At 73.4% G+C, this 19,294-nt stretch carries 20 protein-coding genes and 1 pseudogene; 16 read left to right on the top strand and 5 right to left on the bottom strand.

What is annotated here, in order from left to right; translation table 11 throughout:
- Positions 1–127 precede the first annotated feature (127 nt).
- Positions 128–1,162 carry an SGNH/GDSL hydrolase family protein gene (locus tag DDE18_RS17185; protein WP_116573480.1) on the bottom strand — a complete coding sequence of 345 codons (1,035 nt, stop codon included), beginning with the start codon at positions 1,160–1,162 and terminating at the stop codon, positions 128–130.
- Between the two features lie 40 nt (positions 1,163–1,202).
- Here DDE18_RS17185 and DDE18_RS17180 point away from each other — a divergent pair, with 40 nt between their 5' ends.
- From DDE18_RS17180 to DDE18_RS17160, 5 genes are read left to right on the top strand one after another with little or no spacing between them, the layout of a single operon-like run.
- Positions 1,203–2,621 (top strand): cystathionine beta-synthase, encoded by a 1,419-nt coding sequence (locus DDE18_RS17180; RefSeq protein WP_116573479.1) that lies wholly within the window; start codon positions 1,203–1,205, stop codon positions 2,619–2,621.
- A gap of 15 nt (positions 2,622–2,636) precedes the next feature.
- Positions 2,637–3,062: a hypothetical protein gene (locus DDE18_RS17175; protein WP_133241255.1), complete on the top strand. Its 426-nt coding sequence runs from the start codon at positions 2,637–2,639 to the stop codon at positions 3,060–3,062.
- Positions 3,059–3,865 carry a sulfite exporter TauE/SafE family protein gene (locus tag DDE18_RS17170; protein ID WP_342748969.1) on the top strand — a complete coding sequence of 269 codons (807 nt, stop codon included), beginning with the start codon at positions 3,059–3,061 and terminating at the stop codon, positions 3,863–3,865. The genes DDE18_RS17175 and DDE18_RS17170 overlap by 4 nt, the downstream gene beginning before the upstream one ends.
- A 10-nt stretch (positions 3,866–3,875) precedes the next feature.
- Entirely contained in the window at positions 3,876–4,880 is a 1,005-nt protein-coding gene (locus DDE18_RS17165; protein ID WP_245916804.1) for a YihY/virulence factor BrkB family protein, read from the top strand.
- Complete coding sequence (locus DDE18_RS17160) at positions 4,877–5,506, top strand: YigZ family protein (protein ID WP_116573476.1); 630 nt, start codon at positions 4,877–4,879, stop codon at positions 5,504–5,506. Before DDE18_RS17165 ends, DDE18_RS17160 begins: the two co-directional genes overlap by 4 nt.
- Here the strand turns inward: DDE18_RS17160 and DDE18_RS17155 are convergent.
- On the bottom strand, positions 5,488–5,865 hold the full coding sequence (locus tag DDE18_RS17155) for a YchJ family protein (RefSeq protein WP_116573475.1): 378 nt from the start codon (positions 5,863–5,865) through the stop codon (positions 5,488–5,490). The genes DDE18_RS17160 and DDE18_RS17155 overlap by 19 nt on opposite strands.
- A gap of 32 nt (positions 5,866–5,897) precedes the next feature.
- On the opposite strand from DDE18_RS17155, the gene DDE18_RS17150 reads away from it, so the two are divergent.
- The 7 genes and pseudogenes from DDE18_RS17150 (at position 5,898) to DDE18_RS17120 (ending at position 11,530) form a co-directional block, all read left to right on the top strand.
- Positions 5,898–7,142, top strand: coding sequence for a sensor histidine kinase (locus DDE18_RS17150; protein WP_245916802.1), 1,245 nt, complete (start codon positions 5,898–5,900; stop codon positions 7,140–7,142).
- Positions 7,135–7,801, top strand: a pseudogene (locus DDE18_RS17145) (response regulator). Before DDE18_RS17150 ends, DDE18_RS17145 begins: the two are co-directional and overlap by 8 nt.
- A gap of 83 nt (positions 7,802–7,884) precedes the next feature.
- Positions 7,885–8,511, top strand: coding sequence for a DUF2867 domain-containing protein (locus DDE18_RS17140; protein ID WP_116573474.1), 627 nt, complete (start codon positions 7,885–7,887; stop codon positions 8,509–8,511).
- Entirely contained in the window at positions 8,508–9,527 is a 1,020-nt protein-coding gene (locus DDE18_RS17135; protein WP_116573473.1) for a hypothetical protein, read from the top strand. The genes DDE18_RS17140 and DDE18_RS17135 overlap by 4 nt, the downstream gene beginning before the upstream one ends.
- A gap of 9 nt (positions 9,528–9,536) precedes the next feature.
- The gene (locus DDE18_RS17130) at positions 9,537–10,283 is read left to right on the top strand and encodes a VOC family protein (RefSeq protein ID WP_116573472.1); all 747 of its coding nucleotides are present in this window, start codon (positions 9,537–9,539) and stop codon (positions 10,281–10,283) included.
- Positions 10,284–10,378: 95 nt separating this feature from the next.
- Positions 10,379–10,909: a mycothiol transferase gene (locus tag DDE18_RS24280; protein ID WP_116573471.1), complete on the top strand. Its 531-nt coding sequence runs from the start codon at positions 10,379–10,381 to the stop codon at positions 10,907–10,909.
- Positions 10,910–10,939: 30 nt separating this feature from the next.
- Positions 10,940–11,530: a hypothetical protein gene (locus tag DDE18_RS17120; RefSeq protein WP_281258400.1), complete on the top strand. Its 591-nt coding sequence runs from the start codon at positions 10,940–10,942 to the stop codon at positions 11,528–11,530.
- 7 nt (positions 11,531–11,537) lie between these two features.
- Here DDE18_RS17120 and DDE18_RS17115 read toward each other — a convergent pair whose 3' ends face one another.
- The gene (locus DDE18_RS17115) at positions 11,538–12,479 is read right to left on the bottom strand and encodes an SPFH domain-containing protein (RefSeq protein WP_116573470.1); all 942 of its coding nucleotides are present in this window, start codon (positions 12,477–12,479) and stop codon (positions 11,538–11,540) included.
- Positions 12,480–12,495: 16 nt separating this feature from the next.
- Positions 12,496–12,741: a hypothetical protein gene (locus DDE18_RS17110; RefSeq protein ID WP_116573469.1), complete on the bottom strand. Its 246-nt coding sequence runs from the start codon at positions 12,739–12,741 to the stop codon at positions 12,496–12,498.
- Between the two features lie 109 nt (positions 12,742–12,850).
- On the opposite strand from DDE18_RS17110, the gene DDE18_RS17105 reads away from it, so the two are divergent.
- The 4 genes from DDE18_RS17105 to DDE18_RS17090 are packed head-to-tail and all read left to right on the top strand — an operon-like array spanning position 12,851 to position 17,798.
- Positions 12,851–14,257, top strand: a complete 1,407-nt coding sequence (locus DDE18_RS17105; protein WP_116573468.1) for a sigma 54-interacting transcriptional regulator — start codon at positions 12,851–12,853, stop codon at positions 14,255–14,257.
- Positions 14,250–14,639 carry an OsmC family protein gene (locus tag DDE18_RS17100; protein ID WP_116573467.1) on the top strand — a complete coding sequence of 130 codons (390 nt, stop codon included), beginning with the start codon at positions 14,250–14,252 and terminating at the stop codon, positions 14,637–14,639. The genes DDE18_RS17105 and DDE18_RS17100 overlap by 8 nt, the downstream gene beginning before the upstream one ends.
- On the top strand, positions 14,636–16,684 hold the full coding sequence (locus tag DDE18_RS17095) for a vWA domain-containing protein (protein ID WP_116573466.1): 2,049 nt from the start codon (positions 14,636–14,638) through the stop codon (positions 16,682–16,684). Before DDE18_RS17100 ends, DDE18_RS17095 begins: the two co-directional genes overlap by 4 nt.
- 4 nt (positions 16,685–16,688) lie before the next feature.
- Positions 16,689–17,798, top strand: a complete 1,110-nt coding sequence (locus DDE18_RS17090; RefSeq protein ID WP_211754605.1) for a MalY/PatB family protein — start codon at positions 16,689–16,691, stop codon at positions 17,796–17,798.
- 34 nt (positions 17,799–17,832) lie between these two features.
- Here the strand turns inward: DDE18_RS17090 and DDE18_RS17085 are convergent, their stop codons facing one another.
- Positions 17,833–19,164, bottom strand: coding sequence for an ABC1 kinase family protein (locus tag DDE18_RS17085; RefSeq protein WP_116573465.1), 1,332 nt, complete (start codon positions 19,162–19,164; stop codon positions 17,833–17,835).
- Positions 19,165–19,294: the final 130 nt, after the last annotated feature.

Below are 19,294 nucleotides of genomic sequence, written 5' to 3'. Positions count from 1 at the left end.
ACCACACAGCCCAGGGCCCCCGGAGTCGACTCCGGGGGCCCTGCTGCGTGTGTGGTGGTGGTTCTCGAGGCTCGCTTCGCTCGCACCTCAACCACCGAGTGCGACCTCGCAACCACCGAGGAGCGCCTCAGCCGCCGAGGGTCGGGGCGGCGTCCTCGGACTCGTCCGGCTCGGGCGCCTCGGCGGCCGGGCCGGGCCGGCGGCGGCGGTGGCGCAGCTCGACCCAGCGGCCGCGGAGGCCGCGCTGGGAGCCGGCCACCTCGGTGCCGTCGAGCTCGGTGCCGGGCGTGTTGACCGCGTGCACGGCGGCCGTGGCGACGGGCAGCACGCCCTCGCCGCGGTAGGCCTCGGGCAGCGCCTCGTCCTCGGGCACCAGGCCCAGGGCGGCCAGCGTGGAGGGGACGAGCAGGGCGGCCAGCGCGCGGTAGCCGTCGGCGGACGGGTGGAACCGGTCGGGCCCGAAGAGCAGGGCCGGCGCGGCCGCGAACTCCGGGCCGAGGATGCCGCCGAGGGAGACGGTGCGCCCGCCGGCCTCGACGACCGCGATCGTCTGGGCGGCGGCCAGGCGACGCGACCAGGTGCGCGCGACCTGCTTGAGGGGCGGCGCGATCGGCTTGATGGTGCCGAGGTCCGGGCAGGTGCCGACGAGCACGTCCACGTCGGCCTCGCGGAGGCGGCGTACGGCCTCCGACAGGTGCCGCACCGACTGGGGCGGCAGCACCGAGTGGGTCACGTCGTTGGCGCCGATCAGGATCACCGCGACGTCGGGCCGCGTCGGCAGGGCCGCCTCCACCTGGGCGGCGAGGTCGGACGACATCGCCCCCACGACGGCGAACTCGCGCAGGTGCACCCGGCGGTCGGCCTGGGCGGCGACGCCGCTGGCGAGCTGGGCGCCGGGCGTGTCCTCGACATGGTCGACGCCGTAGCCGGCGGCGCTGGAGTCACCCAGCAGGGCGATCCTGATCGCTGGCCCGGGGCGACCGCGGCCATACCAGCCGGTCGCGTCCGGCGGCGGGTCGTCGCGGATCACGCCGATGGCCCGCCGGGCCAGCTTGGCCTCGGCGACCAGCACGCCGTAGAGGCCCGCTCCGAGCACGGAGAGGCCCCCGCCGCCGAAGGCTGCGGCTGAGGCCAGTTTGCGCGCTGCTGCTGCTCGTCCCACGGGTTCATGCTACGGGTGGGTAGGTGGCTAGATTGGCCGGGTGAAGTACGCCAGCTCACTCCTCGACCTCATCGGCCACACCCCGCTGCTGAGGCTGTCCACGTCGCTGGGGCCTGAGATCCAGGTCGACCCCGACACCCCGCAGGGCCAGGAGACCGGCCCGGTCGTGCTCGCCAAGGTGGAGTACCTCAACCCCGGTGGCTCGGTGAAGGACCGCATCGCCACCCGGATGATCGAAGCCGCCGAGGCGGAGGGCCTGCTGAAGCCGGGCGGCACGATCGTCGAGCCCACCTCCGGCAACACCGGCGTCGGTCTCGCGATGGTCGCCCAGCGCAAGGGCTACAGCTGCATCTTCGTCTGCCCCGACAAGGTCAGCGAGGACAAGCGCAACGTCCTCAAGGCGTACGGCGCGGAGGTCGTCGTCTGCCCGACCGCGGTGGCTCCCGAGCACCCGGACAGCTACTACAACGTGAGCGACCGGCTCGCGTCCGAGCCGGGCGCGTGGAAGCCGGACCAGTACTCCAACCCGCACAACCCGCGCTCTCACTACGAGACCACCGGCCCGGAGATCTGGGAGCAGACGGACGGGAAGATCACCCACTTCGTCGCAGGTGTCGGCACCGGCGGCACCATCACGGGCGTCGGCCGCTACCTCAAGGAGAGGAACCCCGACATCCAGGTGATCGGCGCCGACCCGGCGGGCTCGGTCTACTCCGGCGGCACCGGCCGCCCCTACCTCGTCGAGGGCGTCGGCGAGGACTTCTGGCCCGAGACCTACGACCGCGACATCGCCGACCGGATCATCGAGGTCTCCGACGCCGACTCCTTCGCCTTCACCCGCCGGCTCGCCCGCGAGGAGGCGCTGCTCGTCGGCGGCTCGTCGGGGATGGCGGCCTTCGCGGCCAAGCAGCTCGCGACCGAGCTCGCGGCCGAGGGGCGCACCGACGCCGTGATCGTCGTGCTGCTGCCCGACTCCGGCCGGGGCTACCTCACCAAGGTCTTCAACGACGAGTGGCTGGCGCAGTATGGCTTCGCGACCGGCGGCGCCGGCGACCGTCGTACGGTCGGCGAGGTGCTGCGCGGCAAGTCCGGCCGGCTGCCCGACCTCGTGCACACCCACCCCGGCGAGACCATCGCCGAGGCCGTGCAGATCCTCCAGGAGTACGGCGTGTCGCAGATGCCCGTCGTGCGTGCGGAGCCGCCGATCGTGGCCGCGGAGGTCGCCGGGTCGGTCTCCGAGCGCACCCTCCTCGACGCCCTCTTCGCCGGGAGGGCCCGCCTGACCGACTCGGTCGAGCAGCACATGTCCGACCCGTTGCCGACGATCGGCTCCACGGAGGCGGCGGCCGACGCCGTACCCCTGCTGGAGACCGCCGACGCGGTGCTCGTCCACGAGGACGGCAAGCCGGTCGGCGTGCTGACCCGCCAGGACCTCCTCGCGTTCCTGGCGCGGGGCTGACGCATCATGGTCCGCATGCGCACGACCACGCTGGCTGCCGCCGTGGCTCCGATCCTGCTGGCCCTGCCGCTCCTCGCCGCCTGCTCGGAGGACGAGCCGGCCGACCCTACGGCGCCGGTGGAGGTGGAGCTGGGCAAGGAGTTCACCTGGAACGACTTCACCGTCGCCGACGGCTGGTCCCTGGAGACCATGAACCCGAGTGCCGGCGTGGAGTCGGTGGAGATGCCGGTGATCGCCGCCGAGGCGACCAACGGCGCTGACGAGCCCCGCTTCGTGCTCTTCGAGGTGGTGTTCGCCAAGGAGGGCAACCGCCTCGCGACGATCCACTGCACGTCGGTCAGCATCGAGCCGGGGGCGACCGAGCCGCTGGACTGCACCGGCTTCGGCCAGGAGGTGCCTCAGGGGCAGGACACCATCGTGGTGCAGGAGATCACCCGCTGAGCCTGGGCGAGCTGGGGCTCGGTGACCTCGGCGGCACCACGGTCCTGCTGCTGGCGCTGGCTGCGCTGGCGGCCGGGTTCGTCGACGCGGTGGTCGGCGGAGGGGGACTGGTCCAGCTCCCGGCGCTGGTGATCGGGCTGCCGGGCGCGAGCCCGGTGCAGCTGCTGGCGACCAACAAGCTCTCCAGCTTCTGCGGCACCACGATCAGCTCGGCGACCTACTACCGCCGGGTGCGGCCCGACCCGCGCACGTTCCTGCCGCTGATGGCGTTCGCGTTCGCGGGCTCGCTCGGCGGGGCGTTCGTGGCGACCCTGATCCCGCGCTCGGCCTTCGACCCGATCGTGCTCGTGGTGCTCGTCGTGGTCGGCGCCTACGTGCTGCTCAAGCCGTCGGTCGGCGACGTCACCGCGCTGCGCTTCTCCGGTGGGCGGCACCTCTGGGCGACCGGGCTGCTGGGGCTGGCGGTCGGCTTCTACGACGGGGCGATGGGCCCGGGCACCGGCTCCTTCTTCGTCTTCGGGCTGGTCGGCCTGCTCGGCTACAACTTCCTCGAGGCCTCGGCGAAGGCGCGGCTGGCCAACTGGGCCACCAACCTGGCCTCGCTCGTCGTGTTCGTGCCGATGGGTGCCGTGCTGTGGGAGCTGGGGCTGCTGATGGCGGTGCTCAACGTGGTGGGCGGCTACGTCGGGGCGCGGGTGGCGGTGGCCCGCGGGGCACGATTCGTCAGGATCTTCTTCCTCGTGGTGGTCGCGGCCTTCGTCGTGCGGATCGGCGGCGACGTCGTCGGACTCTGGGGCGGGTAGCCTCCCGCTCGTGGGGGCGATCGACGCGGTGGACCGGCTCCAGCGCCGCCATAGGGTGCTGGGGTTCCCGATCGCGGTCGTCTACAAGTACTTCGACGACCACGGCAACTACCTCGCGGCGACGATGACCTACTACGCGTTCATCGCGATCTTCCCGCTGATGCTGCTGGGGGCGTCGATCCTCGGCCTGGTGCTGCAGGGCCGTCCCCACTGGCAGGAGACGATCCTCAACTCGGCGCTGAGCCAGTTCCCGATCATCGGTGACCAGCTCGGCCGGCCCGAGGGACTGCAGGGCTCCGTTGCAGGCGTCGCGCTCGGCTTCCTCGCCGCGCTCTACGGCTCGCTCGGCCTGGCCCAGGCGCTGCAGCACACCCAGCACGTCGCCTGGTCGGTGCCGCGCAACAGCCGCCCCAACCCGTTCTATGCCCGGCTCAAGAGCCTCCTGCTGCTGGTCGTCGCCGGCGCCGCCCTCCTCTCGGTCACGATCGTGTCGACGGTCGCCAGCACCACCGCGGAGTTCCTCGACATCACCCTCCGGTGGCTGCTGCCCCTCCTCACCGTGCTCGTCATCGGCGCGATGCTGTCGGTGCTGCTGCGCTTCGCCGCGACCGGCCAGCACTCCTTCCGCCGCGCGGCCCCGGGCGGCTTCGCGCTCGCGGTGATGTGGCAGCTGCTCCAGCTCGTTGGCGCCGTCTACGTCGAGCACGTGCTCGTCGACACCTCCTCCATGACGCAGACCTTCGGCCTGGTCCTCGGCCTCATCGGCTTCCTCTTCCTCGGCTCGGTGATGGCCGTCTTCGCGCTCGAGATCAACGTCGTGCTCGCGCGTCGGCTCTACCCGCGCGCCCTCCTCACCCCCTTCACCGACTCGGTCGAGCTGACTGCCGCCGACCGTCGCGCCTATGCCTCCTACGCGCGGATGCAGCGGCACAAGGGCTTCGAGCACGTCGTCGTGACCTGGGAGCCCCGCGACCAGCTCGAGGAGCAGGCGCCCGAGCGGGAGGACCCCGCGTGACGTCGTACCTCACCCTCGGCTGCGACGCCGAGGCTGCGATCGAGGTCAAGCACTCGCGCTTCCTGTGCACGCTGAGGCGGGTCGAGTCGGACGCCGAGGCCCGGGACGTGGTCGCGAGGCTGCGCAAGCAGCACTGGGACGCGAGGCACACCTGCTCGGCCTTCGTGATCGGGCCCGACGCGGCGCTCCAGCGGTCGTCCGACGACGGTGAGCCGGCCGGCACGGCGGGGGCGCCGATGCTCGAGGTGCTGCGCGGGGCGGGGCTGAGCGACGTGGTGGCGGTGGTGACGCGCTGGTTCGGCGGCACGCTGCTGGGCGCGGGCGGGCTGGTGCGGGCTTACGGCGACGCCGTCCGCGCCGCGGTCGAGCGCGCCGGCACGACGAGGCGGGCGCTGGTCCACGAGGTCGCGGTCGACCTCTCGCATGCCGACGCCGGCCGCGTCGAGAGCGAGCTGCGCTCGCGTGGCGTGGCGGTCCTGGGCACGTCGTACGACGCGCGCGTGCGGCTGCTGCTCGGCACCGCCTCCCCGGCTGCCCTGTCCGAGGTGGTCGCCGAGCTCACCGCCGGCGCCGCGACGCCGGTCGTGGTGGGGGAGCGCTGGGTCGATCAGCCGCCGTCGACGTAGACCCACCGCCCGGCCCGCTTGTCGAAGCGGCTGCGCTCGTGCAGGCGGCCGGGACCGGCCGAGGTCTCGAAGTGCGCCACGAACTCCACCTCGTCGCCGGTCGCGTCCAGCACCTCGAGACGCGTCCAGCGCGTGGAGGGATCGGGCGTCACGTCGTCCGGCCGGGTGCGCGGGTGCCAGGTGCGGAAGACGTAGCCGGACTCGCCCAGCGCGTAGGCGGAGTAGCGCGACCGCATCAGCTCCTCAGGGGTCGCCGCCGCCCGGGCGCCGCGGTGGAGCGGCCCGCAGCACGCGTCGTACGCGAGGCCGGTGCCGCAGGGGCAGGAGCGCTGGAGGGACACCCGGCCAGTCTCGCTCACGCGTCTCCTCGGGCGGGCGTAGGTTGGCCGGCGTGCTCGTGACCTCCTCCGCCGCGGACGCCCTCGCCGGGCAGCCGGGCCCCGGGCCCCGCTGGCTCGGCGACCTCGGCCAGGCGGCGCTGGCGGCGCTGCTCGCGCTCGTGCTCCTGCCGGTGGGCGTGCGGTCGGTCCGCGAGGGCGACGTCGGCACCGGCTGGACCGTGACGCTGCTCGGCGCGCTCGTCGTCCTGCACCTGGCCGTGGTCGTGGCCCGGCGCCGGCCGGTCGCGTCGTACGCCGTCGGGGCAGGCGCCATGCTCGTGCTCGTCACGGGGCCGGATCTCTCCGGGCTGACCGCGAACGCCGCCGGGGGTGCCTTCTCGCCGGTGCTGCTGCCCAGCAGCCTGTGCTTCTTCCCCCTGCTCTACGCGGTCAGCGCGCGCGGCTCGCGGCCCTGGCCGACGATCGCGCTCGGCGTCGCGCTCATCGGCTGCCTGCTGACCGTGGTGCGGATCTGGAGCTTCTCGGTGCCGGGGCTGGAGTGGTGGACCTGGCGGCTGATCCTGACGACCGCGATGCTCGCCGGCACCCTGGCGGCGTGGGCGCTGGGGCGCTTCCGCGCCACCCGGGAGGCGTGGATCGCCGAGCTCGCCGACCGGGGCGCCGCGGACGAGCGGCGCCGCATCGCCCGCGAGATGCACGACGTGGTCGCCCACTCGCTCGCCGTGGTGGTCAGCCATGCGGAGGCCGGCCGGCTCGTCGTGGCCCGCGACCCGGATCGCGCTCCCGAGATCCTGGGCACCATCGCCGACGCCGGTCGCGGGGCACTCACCGAGATGCGCGGGCTGCTCGGGGTGCTGCGCGACGAGGCAGGCAGCAACGCGCCGCAGCCGGGCCTGGACGAGCTGCCCGGCCTCGTCGCGGGGGTCCGCGCGGCCGGCCTCGAGGTGGCGTACGACGACGCGGCGCTGCCCGAGGCCCGGCCACCCGCGACGGTGGGACTGACGGCCTACCGCGTCGCGCAGGAGGCCCTGACCAACGTCACCCGGCACGCCGGCCCGGGAGCGCGTGCACGCGTGGTCGTGGCGCGCGAGGGCACCGAGCTGGTGGTGGAGGTGACCGACAACGGAGCCGGGCCGGGCGCGTTCGCGGGCTCGCCCGGCCGCGGACTGATAGGCATGCGTGAGCGCGTGGAGGCGGTCGGCGGTGTGCTGAAGGCCGGCCCCGACCCGCGCGAGGGGACGGGCTGGCGCGTGCACGCGCGCCTGCCGTGGGGAGAGGAGGACTCGCGTGGATGACTCCATCCGGGTGGCGATCGTCGACGACCAGGAGCTGATGCGCTCCGCGCTGCGGATGATGGTCGAGAGCCAGCCCGACCTGGAGCTGGTCGGCGAGGCGGCCGACGGGCACCAGGCCCTCGCGCTCGTGCGCAGCCGCCGGGTCGACGTCGTACTGATGGACCTGCGGATGCCCAGGCTCGACGGGATCGCCGCGACGAGCACCATCACGCGCGAGCACCCCACCACCCGCGTCGTCGCGCTGACCACCTTCGACCTCGACGACTACGCGTTCCCGGCCATCCGGGCCGGGGCGAGCGGCTTTCCTGCTCAAGGACGCGCGCGGCGACGAGATCGTGGAGGCGATCCGGACCGTGCACGCCGGGCACGGCGTCGTGGCGCCGTCGACGACCCGCAGGCTCATCGAGCACGTGGCGGCCAGCACCCCCGACGACGACGCCCGCGCCGCCCAGGTGCGCGAGCGGCTCACTCCACGCGAGCTGCAGACGCTGCTGGAGATCGCCACGGGCGACTCCAACGCCGAGATCGCCCGCCGGCTCCACCTCGCCGAGGCCACGGTCAAGACGCACGTCGGCCACGTGCTCGGCAAGCTCGGGCTCCGCGACCGGGTGCAGGCCGTGGTGCTCGCCTACGAGTCCGGCCTGGTCAAGCGGCGCTGAGCTGGCGACCTCATCCTGGAGGATGAGTCACGCGCGACCTGGGGGCGAGGTCCCGGGGTCCCTCACCGCAGCATCGTGGGGGCATGACCTCACGCACACGGATCCAGACACATGTCGAGACCAGGCCGCTCCCGCCGAGTGCACACACCCGTCAGCCTTGGCGGATCCACGAGCTCGCGCCTGACTTCCGGCTCGAGGACGTCTGGGCCCTGCCGACGCCCGGCGGCCCCGACGACCTCTCCCGGCTCGTCGAACTGGTGCAGTCCGGCGACGACCGCGACTTCCCGGTCCTCTACCGGCTGCTCTTCGCGATCCGGTGGAAGCTCGGCGGCCTCCTCCGGCTCGACCGCGAGGAGTCCGGCGTGGGGAGCCGGGTCGCCTCGCTGCGCGACCGGCTGCCTGCCGACCTCCGCGACCTGCCCCGGCCGCCGGACCATCCCGACCTGCCGTTCCGGGTGGTCTACCTCACCGACCGGGAGTTCGTCGCCGAGATCGCCAACAGCACGGTGCACGGGCTGATGCACCTCGGCTGGGTGGAGGACGGCGAGGGCGGCTACCGCGGACAGATGGCCGTGCTCAACAAGCCCAACGGGCTGCTGGGACAGGCGTACATGGCCTTCATCAAGCCCTTCCGCTACCTGGTCATCTACCCCGCCCTGCTCCGCACCCTCGCCCGCGGCTGGGAGTCGCAGGCGGGAGGTGCCCGATGAGCCGGACGCTGCAGGCCTCCCCGGGGCTGGCAGGGGCGTGGGCGGTGACGTTCGTCGCGCTCTCGCTGCTCGGGCTGCTGGGCCGCACGCCGCACCCCTGGCAGCCGGTGTCCGGTGCGCCGCTGGGCGAGCTCTCTCAGGCGCAGCTGTCGTGGGTGGTCGGCATGCTGGGCCTGGTCACCCTCGCGGCCCTGGCCGTGGGCCTGGCGAGCCAGGTGTCCCGGCGGGTCCACGTGGCGGGCTGGCTGCTCGTCGTCACCGGTGTCGCCGTCGCCGTCGTGGTCTCCGACGTGCGGGCGCTGGCGGTGCTGGGCTACCTGCCGATGATCCTGCTCGCCCTGGGGGGCGTCGGCCCGGCCGCCGGGCACCTCGAGTGGTCCCTGTTCACCGAGGACGTGGTGCCGCTGGCGCACGCGGCCGGTGGCGTGGCGATCGCGGCGACCGGGGCCCTGACCCTGGCCCGCGCAGGCGCACTCGCCGGCCGCGGCGGGCTCGACTGGAGCGGCTGGGTCCGCTGGACCCGCCCGGCGGTCGTGGTGGCCGCCGTGGTCCCGCTGGCCTACGCGGCCACCCGGATCGCATGGGCCGCCGGCGTCCCGCTCGGCATCAGCCAGGAGACGCTCGACATGCTGGACTCGGCCCGGTTCGCGGGCCTCGGCCTGGCGCTGTTCGCCTGCGTCGGCGCCTGGCTGACGACGGGGCTGGTGTCCCGCTGGGGAGAGGTGTTCTGGTCGTGGCTTCCCGTCCTGGGTGGGCGTCCGGTGCCGGTCTCGCTCGCCGTGGTGCCCGGCCTGTTCGTGGCCGGGGCAGTCATGTCGGCGGGCCTGTCCTTCTGGGCGATGGTCGTCGTGGGCGGCCTCTCGACCGTGCCGGGCGCGGTGGAGGACTGGGCGGCGTGGGGGCCCGCACTGCTCTGGCCGCTGTGGGGCGTCGCGCTGGCGGTGGCGACGCTGGGCTACCTGGGCCGCCGGCTCACGCGCGCGGTGTCTGAGCCGGCTGTCCGGGCTGGCACCTAGTCTGGCGCCATGTCGGAGATCTTCTGGGTGACAGCCTTCCTCGACGTGCCGGCGGCCTCGCACCCGGCGGCGCTGGAGTTCTGGCAGGGGGTGACCGGCTACCGGGTCTCGGAGCCGCGCGGCGAGCACCTCGAGTTCGCCTCCCTGGTGCCGGACGGGGCCGACGACCACCTGCGGGTGCAGCGGCTCGAGGACGGCCCGCCGCGGATCCACCTCGACCTGCACGTCCCCGACCCGAGGGTCGCCGCCGACCGCGCGGCGGCCCTCGGGGCGCGCGAGGCTGTGCCTGACCAGGGGAGCGACCGCGGCTACGTCGTGATGCGCTCACCCGGCGGGTTCGTCTTCTGCTTCGTCAGCCACCCCGCCTCGCGGCGCGCCCGTCCGGTCGAGTGGGCCGACGGCGGGCGGAGCCTCGTCGACCAGGTCTGCCTCGACATGCCGGAGGAGACGTACGACGAGGAGGCGGCGTTCTGGGAGTCGGTCACCGGCTGGGAGCGCCGGCCGAGCACCGGCTCCCCGGAGTTCGAGCGCCTCAACCCGCCGGCCGAGCAGCCGCTCCAGTTCCTGCTGCAGCGGCTCGGTGAGCCCTTCGGCGAGGTCCGCGCCCATCTCGACCTCGGGTGCGAGGGCCGGGAGGCCGAGACCCGCAGGCACGTGCGGCTCGGTGCGGTCGTCGAGTCCGTGGGCGAGTGGTGGACCGTCCTGCGTGACCCCGCGGGCGCGGCGTACTGCATCACCGACCACCCGCCCCGCTGACTAACCCCGGTGCCCGGGACTCGCGCCACAGCTAGCGTCCCGGGCATGACACCCACCGCCTCCGCCCACCGCCCCTCGTCGCCGACGAGGTCACGATGCTTCGCGGCTTCCTCGACTTCTTCCGCGACACCCTGCGCCGCCAGACCGAGGGGCTGACGGGCGAGCAGCTCGCCGCCCGGCTCGAGCCGTCCACGATGACGCTGGGCGGGATGCTCAAGCACCTGGCCTACGTGGAGCAAGTGGTGGTTCTCGGTCATGCTCCACGGCCGGGAGCCGTCGGGGATCTGGGCCGACATCGACTGGAAGGCCGACCAGGACTGGGACCGGCACTCGGCCGCGCAGGACACCGCCGAGGAACTGAGGGAGATGTTCGACGAGGCCGTCGCGGTGGCCGACCGCGAGCTCGACCTGGCGCTCGCCCAAGGCGGCTGGACACGATCGCGGCCCGGCCGCGCCGCGGGCAGGCGGTGAGCCTGCGCTGGATCGTGGTGCACATGGTCGAGGAATACGCCCGCCACTGCGGGCACGCCGACCTGATCCGCGAGTCGATCGACGGGGCCACCGACCTGTTGCCGCCGCCGCCGCCGCCGCGGAATGCACTCCTTGCATGCATCGTTACGATGTAATCATGTAATGACACCGTAAGGGGAAGCACCATGAACACCAAGGACAACGAGTCGGGCCGAGGCCGGGGCGGCCGCCGCGGCGGCCCACACGCCGAGGGTCGCGGCGGCCGAAGGGGCGGCTGGCAGGTCGCCGACCTGCCGAGCGCCGACGACGCACGCGACTGGTTCGCCGGCCGCCTGCCCGAGGACTGGTTCACCGACATCACGGTGACCGCCGACCGCGAGGAGATCACCGTGATCGGGACGCTCCCCGACGAGGGCGTCTCCGGCGCCGAGGCCGAGGGCCGGATCGGCCGGTTCCGCTCCGAGACCCGCGACCAGCGGATCGAGATCGCGCTCGAGGCGCAGGCGCGCTACCAGCGCAAGGTCTCCTGGGGCGTCCGCCTCGGCGACACCGAGGCCCTTTTCACCCACGTGGCCGCGCCGGTGATGACCCGGCTCCGCCAGCCGGAGCGGCAGGTCCTCGACACGCTCGTCGACGCCGGCGTCGCCCGGTCCCGCTCCGACGCGCTCTCGTGGTGCGTGCGGCTCGTCGGCCAGCACGCCGACGAGTGGCTCGGCCAGCTGCGCGAGGCGATGGCCGAGGTGGACAAGCTGCGCGGCGAGGGCCCGGCGGTCTGAGGCGACGTCACTCCCGGTCGGTGATCAGCCCGCCCGTCGTCGGCTGGTAGGGGTTGAGCCCGGCGTCGATGGCGTACTGCTTGAGGTAGCCCTCCTTGCCGAGCACCTTGATCCGCTCGGCGATCTTGGCGGCTTCGGCCTTCTCGACCGCGACCTGCGCCTCGGCGGCCTTCACCTGCGCCGCGGCCTCGGCCTCCTTGGCCTTCGCCCGCGCCACGGCCTCCTGCTGCGCGACCAGCGCGGCCTTCACCGACTCCGGGGGCACCGGCTTCTGCAGGGTGATCGCGAAGTCGGTGAAGAACGCTTCATCCCCGTCGATCTGCCGCCCGACCAGGTCGGGCAGCTGCTCGAGGACGTCGCGCTCCCACTGCGCCTTCACGGTCGGGTCGGTGTAGAGCTCGGTGTAGGTGTAGTTCTGGCTGGCGCGGTCGATCGCGGTCTCGAGCGGACGGCTGAGGTAGACGCTGAGCATGGCCAGCCAGCCGGCGGATCCGTTGCCGTCGGAGGAGTCCATGTACGCCGCGTAGCGGTTGCCGATCAGGTCGTGGAACTTCCGCAGCGTCTCGCAGTCGCCCGTGTCGAGCAGGAACGCCGCGACGCCGTCGACGCTCATCTCGATGCCGTCCTTGGTCACGAACGTCATCGGCCCGCGGTCGCCGCCCTCGCCGAACACGTAGTTGCGCTGCGACGCGGGGTAGGAGTAGTGCTTGTCGCCCGGGCCGTCCCACGCGCGCGTCGAGCTTGGCACGCATTCCTGGAAGCGACGCGGGGTGAACGCACCGTCGCTGTAGTGCAGCGCCACCTGGTCGGGGCCGGTCGACACCGTGGTCGGCCGGATGAAGACCAGCATGAGCAGCAGCACGAAGAGGAGCAGTCCGAGCCCGGCGGCGATCTTGCCGAGCCGCCGCGCGGCGGACGCGGGCGCGGAGAAGGAAGGGGTCTGCGGCATGGGCGGGCCTCTCAGGTCAGCCGAGCGGGCGGTGCTGGCGGATGTGGGTCGAGATCTCGTCGAGCACGATCGTGCTGAGCTCGGGAGCGAGCTCGCGGTGCTCCCAGGTCAGCTCGCGCAGCTGCTCGAGGAACTGGTCACGCCGCTGCAGCTCTGCGCGCGCGGCCTCCAGCTCGTGCGAGCGGCGGGGAGCGGCGAGCCAGCCGAGCCCGAAGCCGAGCACCAGCGTGAGGAGGGCGAGGGCGAGGAGCTGGACCGGCATGGCGTCATCCTGCCCAACGCGAGCATGGTTCAACCGCTGAACGTGCCGGTTGGGGTCTCGACTTCGCTCGACCAGCCGGGAGCGTTGACCGACGTCGTAGCGTGAGTGCGTGAGCGCCACGACACCCGCCACCCCCGCCCCCGCGATCCACACCCTCGGCGAGCTGCGCGCCGCCGGCCACCACCTGAGGTCGCTGCGCGAGGAGATCCGCGACAACCTGCTGGCCCGGCTCCGTGACGGGATCGACCCCTTTCCGGGGCTGCACGGCTTCGAGGAGACGGTCGTCCCGCAGCTCGAGCGTGCGCTGCTCGCCGGCCACGACGTCGTACTCCTCGGCGAGCGCGGCCAGGGCAAGACCCGCCTCCTGCGCTCGCTGGCCGGCCTGCTCGACGAGTGGTCGCCGGTGATCGACGGCTCCGAGCTCGGCGAGCACCCGATGCAGCCGGTCACGCCTGCGTCCGTACGCCGTGCGGCCGAGCTGGGCGACGACCTGCGCGTGGCCTGGCGGCACCGGGACGAGAGGTATGCCGAGAAGCTCGCCACTCCCGACACCAGCGTCGCCGACCTGATCGGCGACGTCGACCCGATGAAGGTGGCGGAGGGTCGCCACCTCGGCGATCCGGAGACCATCCACTTCGGCCTGATCCCGCGCAGCCACCGGGGGATCGTGGCGATCAACGAGCTGCCCGACCTCGCCGAGCGCATCCAGGTGGCGATGCTCAACGTGATGGAGGAGCGCGACATCCAGATCCGCGGCTACGTGCTGCGGCTGCCCCTCGACGTGCTCGTCGTGGCCAGCGCCAACCCCGAGGACTACACCAACCGCGGCCGCATCATCACCCCGCTCAAGGACCGCTTCGGCGCCGAGATCCGCACGCACTACCCGACCGAGCTGGACGACGAGGTCGCCGTGATCCGGCAGGAGGCCCACCTCGTGGCGGACGTCCCCGACCACGTCGTCGAGATCCTGGCCCGCTTCACCAGGGCCCTGCGGCAGTCGAGCTCGGTGGACCAGCGCTCCGGCGTCTCCGCCCGCTTCGCGATCGCCGGCGCCGAGACGATCGCGGCCGCCGCGCTGCACCGCGCGACCCGCCAGGGCGAGGAGCAAGCGGTCGCCCGGGTCGTCGACCTCGAGACGGCGGTGGACGTGCTTGGTGGCAAGATCGAGTTCGAGACCGGCGAGGAGGGCCGGGAGCGGGAGATCCTCACCCACCTGCTTCGCACGGCCGTCGCCGAGACCGTGCGCGCCCACCTCCGCGGGCTCGACCTCCGCCTCCTGTCGGAGGCGATCGAGGACGGTGCGACCGTCACCACCGGCGCGCAGGTCACCGCGCTCGACTTCCTCGCCGGCCTGCCGGTGCTGGGGGAGTCGGAGCTGTATGACGACATCTGCGACCGCTTCGACGCCGACACCGACGGCCCCCGCGCGTCGGCGATCGAGCTGGCGCTGGAGGGGCTCTACCTCGCCCGCAAGATCGGCAAGGACACCGACGGCACGGAGACCGTCTATGGCTGAGCACGCCTTCCCCGTCCGCGTCTCCGCCGGCTGCCTACGGGCCAGCCCCGGAGTGGAGCTGCCGCACCCCTGGACGCCCGAGGGCGTCGTCGCCGCTCCGGTGAGCAACGGTGCCGAGGCCCTGCACCTCGCGGTAGCGCTCTGCGTCCTCAACGACACCTACCGCGAGGCGCAGCGCCTGGGCGTGCAGGTCGACGGCGTCGCCGTCGTAGCCAGCGGCGGCTTCGACGACCAGTGGGCATCCACCGGCATCACCTGGTCGCTCGAGGTCGAGTCGCCCGCGTCCCCCGATGAGGTCGAGTCGCTCGCGCGGGTGGTCGACTCCGTTGCCGAGGTCCCGAAGGCGCTTCGCGCCGGCACCACGGTGACGAGGGCGCCATGAGCCGCTACCGCAAGTACGACGGCGGCGACCCGCTTGCCCCGCCCGTCGACCTCGCCGAGGCGCTGGACGCCATCGGCCAGGACGTGATGGCCGGCTACAGCCCGGAGCGGGCGATGCGGGAGTTCCTGCGCCGCGGCGGCTCCGACCAGGCGGGGCTCGACGACCTCGCCCGTCGCGTCGCCGAGCGCCGCCGCCAGCTCACCCGGGAGCACCACCTCGACGGCACCCTCGAGCAGGTCCGCGAGCTGCTCGACAAGGCGGTGCTCGCCGAGCGCGGACAGCTCGCCCGCGACGTCACCATGGACGAGGGTGACCGGGCGTTCCGCCAGCTCCGCCTCGACGAGCTGCCGACGTCCACCGCTGCCGCGGTGGCCGACCTCGCGTCGTACGACTGGACCTCCAGCGAGGCGCGCGAGGCCTACGAGGAGATCCGCGACCTGCTCGGGCGCGAGCTGCTCGACCAGAGGTTCGCCGGCATGAAGGAGGCGCTCGAGGGCGCCACCGACGCCGACCGCGAGCGGGTGGCCGAGATGCTGTCGGACCTCAACGACCTGCTGGAGAAGCACGCCCGGGGGGAGGACACCGACGAGGACTTCGACGAGTTCATGCGCAAGCACGGGGACTTCTTCCCCGAGGGCCCGCGCAACGTCGAGGAGCTGATCGACGCGATGGCCCAGCGGGCCGCGGCCGCCCAGCGGATGCTGAACTCGATGTCGCCCGAGCAGCGCGCCGAGCTGATGCAGCTCTCCCAGCAGGCCTTCGGGTCACCGGAGCTGATGCAGCAGCTCGCCCGGATGGACGCCAACCTCCAGTCGCTGCGGCCCGGGGAGGACTGGACGGGCTCGGAGCGCTTCGAGGGGCAGCAGGGTCTGGGGCTGGGCGACGGGACGGGCGCGCTGCAGGACCTGGCGGACCTCGACGCCCTCGCCGACCAGCTCGCGCAGTCCTACAGCGGCGCCCGGCTCGACGACGTCGACCTCGACGCGCTCGCCCGCCAGCTCGGCGACGACGCGGCGGTGTCGGCCCGCCAGCTCGCGGAGCTCGAGCGGGCGCTGCGCGACAGCGGCTACCTCAAGCGCGGCTCCGACGGCGAGCTCAGGCTCTCGCCGAAGGCGATGCGCCAGCTCGGCAAGGCGCTGCTGCGCGACGTCGCCACCCGGCTCTCCGGCAGGCAGGGCCAGCGCGAGGCCCGCAACTCCGGGCTCGCCGGCGAGCCCAGCGGGTCGTCGAGGGCATGGGAGTACGGCGACACCGAGCCGTGGGACGTGACGCGGACCCTGTCCAACGCCGTGCTCCGCCAGGCTGCCGAGCCCCGTTGGTCGAGTAGGCCCCCGAGGAACGAGCGGGGCGTGTCGAGACCCCGCGTCACGCTCCAGATCGACGACGTCGAGGTCGCGGAGACGGAGGCGCGCACCCAGGCCGCCGTCTGTCTGCTGGTCGACACGTCGTTCTCGATGGCGATGGACGGCCGCTGGGTGCCGATGAAGCGCACCGCGCTGGCCCTGCACCAGCTCGTCCGCACGCGCTTCCGGGGCGACCACCTCCAGCTGGTCTCCTTCGGCCGGCACGCGCGGGTCATGGAGATCGACGAGCTCACCGCGCTCGACGCCCGGTGGGAGAAGGGCACCAACCTCCACCACGGCCTCCTGCTCGCCAACCGCTTCTACCGCTTGCACCCCAACGCGCAGCCCGTCCTGCTCGTCGTCACCGACGGCGAGCCGACGGCCCACCTCGAGTCGGACGGCGAGGTCTTCTTCGACTACCCGCCCCACCCGTTGACGATCGCCCACGCGGTGCGCGAGCTCGACAACGCCGCCCGGCTCGGCGCCCAGACGACCTTCTTCCGGCTGGGCGAGGACCCCGGGCTGGCGCGGTTCATCGAGTCGATGGCCCGCCGGGTCGACGGGCGGATGGTCTCGCCCGAGCTCGACGACCTCGGCGCCGCGGTCGTCGGGTCCTACCTGGGGTCCCGGAGCGCCGCGTCGACCTACCGCGAGCAGTTCGGCGGCTGGATGGGGTCGCGGGGATTCTGGGTGGGAGAGTGAGCCCGTGGAGATCCTCGGGGCCTCGCTGGCCGAGCTGCGGGCCACGCGCAGCAGCGTGAAGTGGCGGGCCTACCCGCCTGACGTGATCCCGGTCTGGGTCGCCGAGATGGACGCCGAGCCCTGCCCGGAGGTGGTGGTCGCGGTGACCGACGCCGTGCGCCGCGGCGACACCGGCTACTCGTGGGGGCCGCCGTTCGCCGAGGCGTTCGCTGCCTTCGCGCAGCGCCGCTGGGGCTGGGCCGTCGACCCGCGCACGGCGTTCCAGGTCGCCGACGTGATGATCGGGGTGGAGTCGCTGGTGCACGCGCGCGTGCCTGCCGACCGCGCCGTCGTGGTCAGCCCGCCCTGCTACGACGCGTTCTACGGGTTCGTCGAGTCCACCGGCCGCCGGCTGGTCGAGGCGCCGCTCGGCGACGACCTGAGGCTCGACGAGGCCGCGCTCGAGGGTGCGTTCCGCGACGCCGGCGCCGGCTCGGCGTACCTCCTGTGCAACCCGCAGAACCCCACCGGCACCGTGCACACGCCCGACGAGCTGCGGATGGTCGCGCGCCTCGCGGATGCCCACGGCGTGCTGGTGATCAGCGACGAGATCCACGCCCCGCTGGTGCAGCGCGGGGTGACGTTCACGCCCTATCTCGCGCTGCCGGAGGCCGCCCGCGGCGTCGCGCTCGTCAGCGCCTCCAAGGCGTGGAACCTCGCCGGCCTCCGCGCCGCCCTCGCGATCCCCGGCGCCGCGATGCGGCTGGGGCTGCACGAGGTCGTCACCCACGGCGCGCAGCACGTCGCGACGATCGCGCAGACGGCTGCGTACGCCGAGGGCGAGGGGTGGCTGGAGCAGCTGCTCGACGAGGTGGCCGACCGTCGGGCGCTGCTGGGCGAGCTGCTCGCGTCGCACCTGCCCGGTGTGGTGCTGGCGCCGTCCGAGGCGACCTACCTCGCCTGGCTGGACTGCTCTGCGCTCGGGCTCGACGACCCGGCGGCGACGTTCCTCGAGCGCGGGGTCGCGGTGGCCCCCGGGCCTCGCTACGACAGGCGCGCCACCCAGTGGGTGCGCTTCAACTTCGGCACCTCGCGCGAGGTGATCGCGGCGGCGGTCCGGCGGATGGCGGGCTGACGCCGCGGCGTACCGCTCAGCCTGTCCAGCCCACTCAGTCCGCGAAGCCGGGCAGCGACTCCTCGAGGATCGCGCGGAACGGCGCCTCGGTCCCGAGCTGGCTGAGCACGCCGATGCCGCCGAGCCAGGTGCGGTGGATGAGGAGGTAGGACGGCGGCAGGTTGAGCTTGGTGGCGAGCGTGAAGGCCGGGTTGCGGGGGTCGTTGATCCGCTCGAACTGCTCGCGCATCCACGCCCGCGTGAAGCGGAACCGCTCCACCTGGGTCGGCTCGATGAAGGGCGCGAGGTAGTCGAGGACCAGCTGCGGGTCCACCCGGACGTGCTCCTTGATGAAGCCCTCGTTGCGCAGCCCGTCGACCAGCTCGGTGGCGCTGTGCTGGGAAGCGACGCGGATCAGGCGCCCCATCGCCTGCGGCAGGTTGCGCTCCTCGAGGCGGGCGACGGCGCCGAAGTCGAGGACCCCCACCCGGCCGGGGCTGCCGTCGTCGTGCGGGATGACGCGGAAGTTGCCGGGGTGCGGGTCGGCGTGCAGCATCCCGGTGCGCGCCGGGCCGGCGAAGATGAAGCGGACGAACAGCTCGCCGTAGTGGTCGCGCTCCTCCTGCGTGCCCGTGCGGATGATGCTGGCCAGGCTGGCGGGCGACTCCAGCCACTCGGTGACGAGCGCCTGGTCGCCGACCTCGACGACGTCGGGAACGACGATGTCGGGGTCGCCGCGGAACGCCTCGGCGTACGCCCGCTGCGCCTCGGCCTCGAGGTGGTAGTCGAGCTCGTCGGCGGCGCGGGCCTGGAGCTCCTCGACGAGGGGCTTGAGGTCGAGGCCGGGGAAGACGGGGGCCACTCCGCGCACGACCCGGGCCAGCTGCCGGAGGTCGGACATCAGTGCCTCGCCGGCGCCGGGATACTGCACCTTCACGGCGACCTCGCGGCCGTCGTGCCACCTGCCCCGGTGCACCTGGCCGATGCTCGCCGCGGCAGCCGGCGCGCCGTGGAGGTGGACCAGCCGCTCCGGCCAGTCCTCGCCGAGGTGGGTGGTCAGCTGGTCGCGGACCGTCTGCGTCGGCATCGGCGGAGCGTCGTCCTGCAGCCTCGTCAGGTGTTCCCGATACGGGGCCGCGACGTCCTCCGGCAGCGCGGCCTCGAGCACGCTCAGCGCCTGGCCGAACTTCATCGCACCGCCCTTGAGCTCGCCGAGCGTGCGGAACAGCTGCTCCGCCGTGCGCTGCTGCACCTCGAGCAGCACCGCCTCCGCCGGCTTGCCACCCAGCCGCTTGCCCAGACCGACGGCCGAGCGACCCGCGAAGCCCAGCGGGAGGGCCGCGAGCCGGGCCGTGCGGGCTGCTGCCTTGCGGGGGAGCTCGGTCATGGGGCCATTCTCCGGGTCGGATGGTCGGCGCGTGGGGACTTGGGGGTATGCGTGGCGGCTGGTCGAGACCAGCACCACGCCCCCGGTGGTTGAGGAGGCGCGCCAGCGCCGTCTCGAAACCACGCCGCAG

Origin of the sequence: Nocardioides gansuensis (assembly GCF_003076135.1) — a bacterium.
Lineage (GTDB): Bacteria > Actinomycetota > Actinomycetes > Propionibacteriales > Nocardioidaceae > Nocardioides > Nocardioides gansuensis.
The sequence above is the reverse complement of the archived record's forward strand: the minus strand, read 5'-3'. Positions and strand labels throughout refer to the sequence as shown.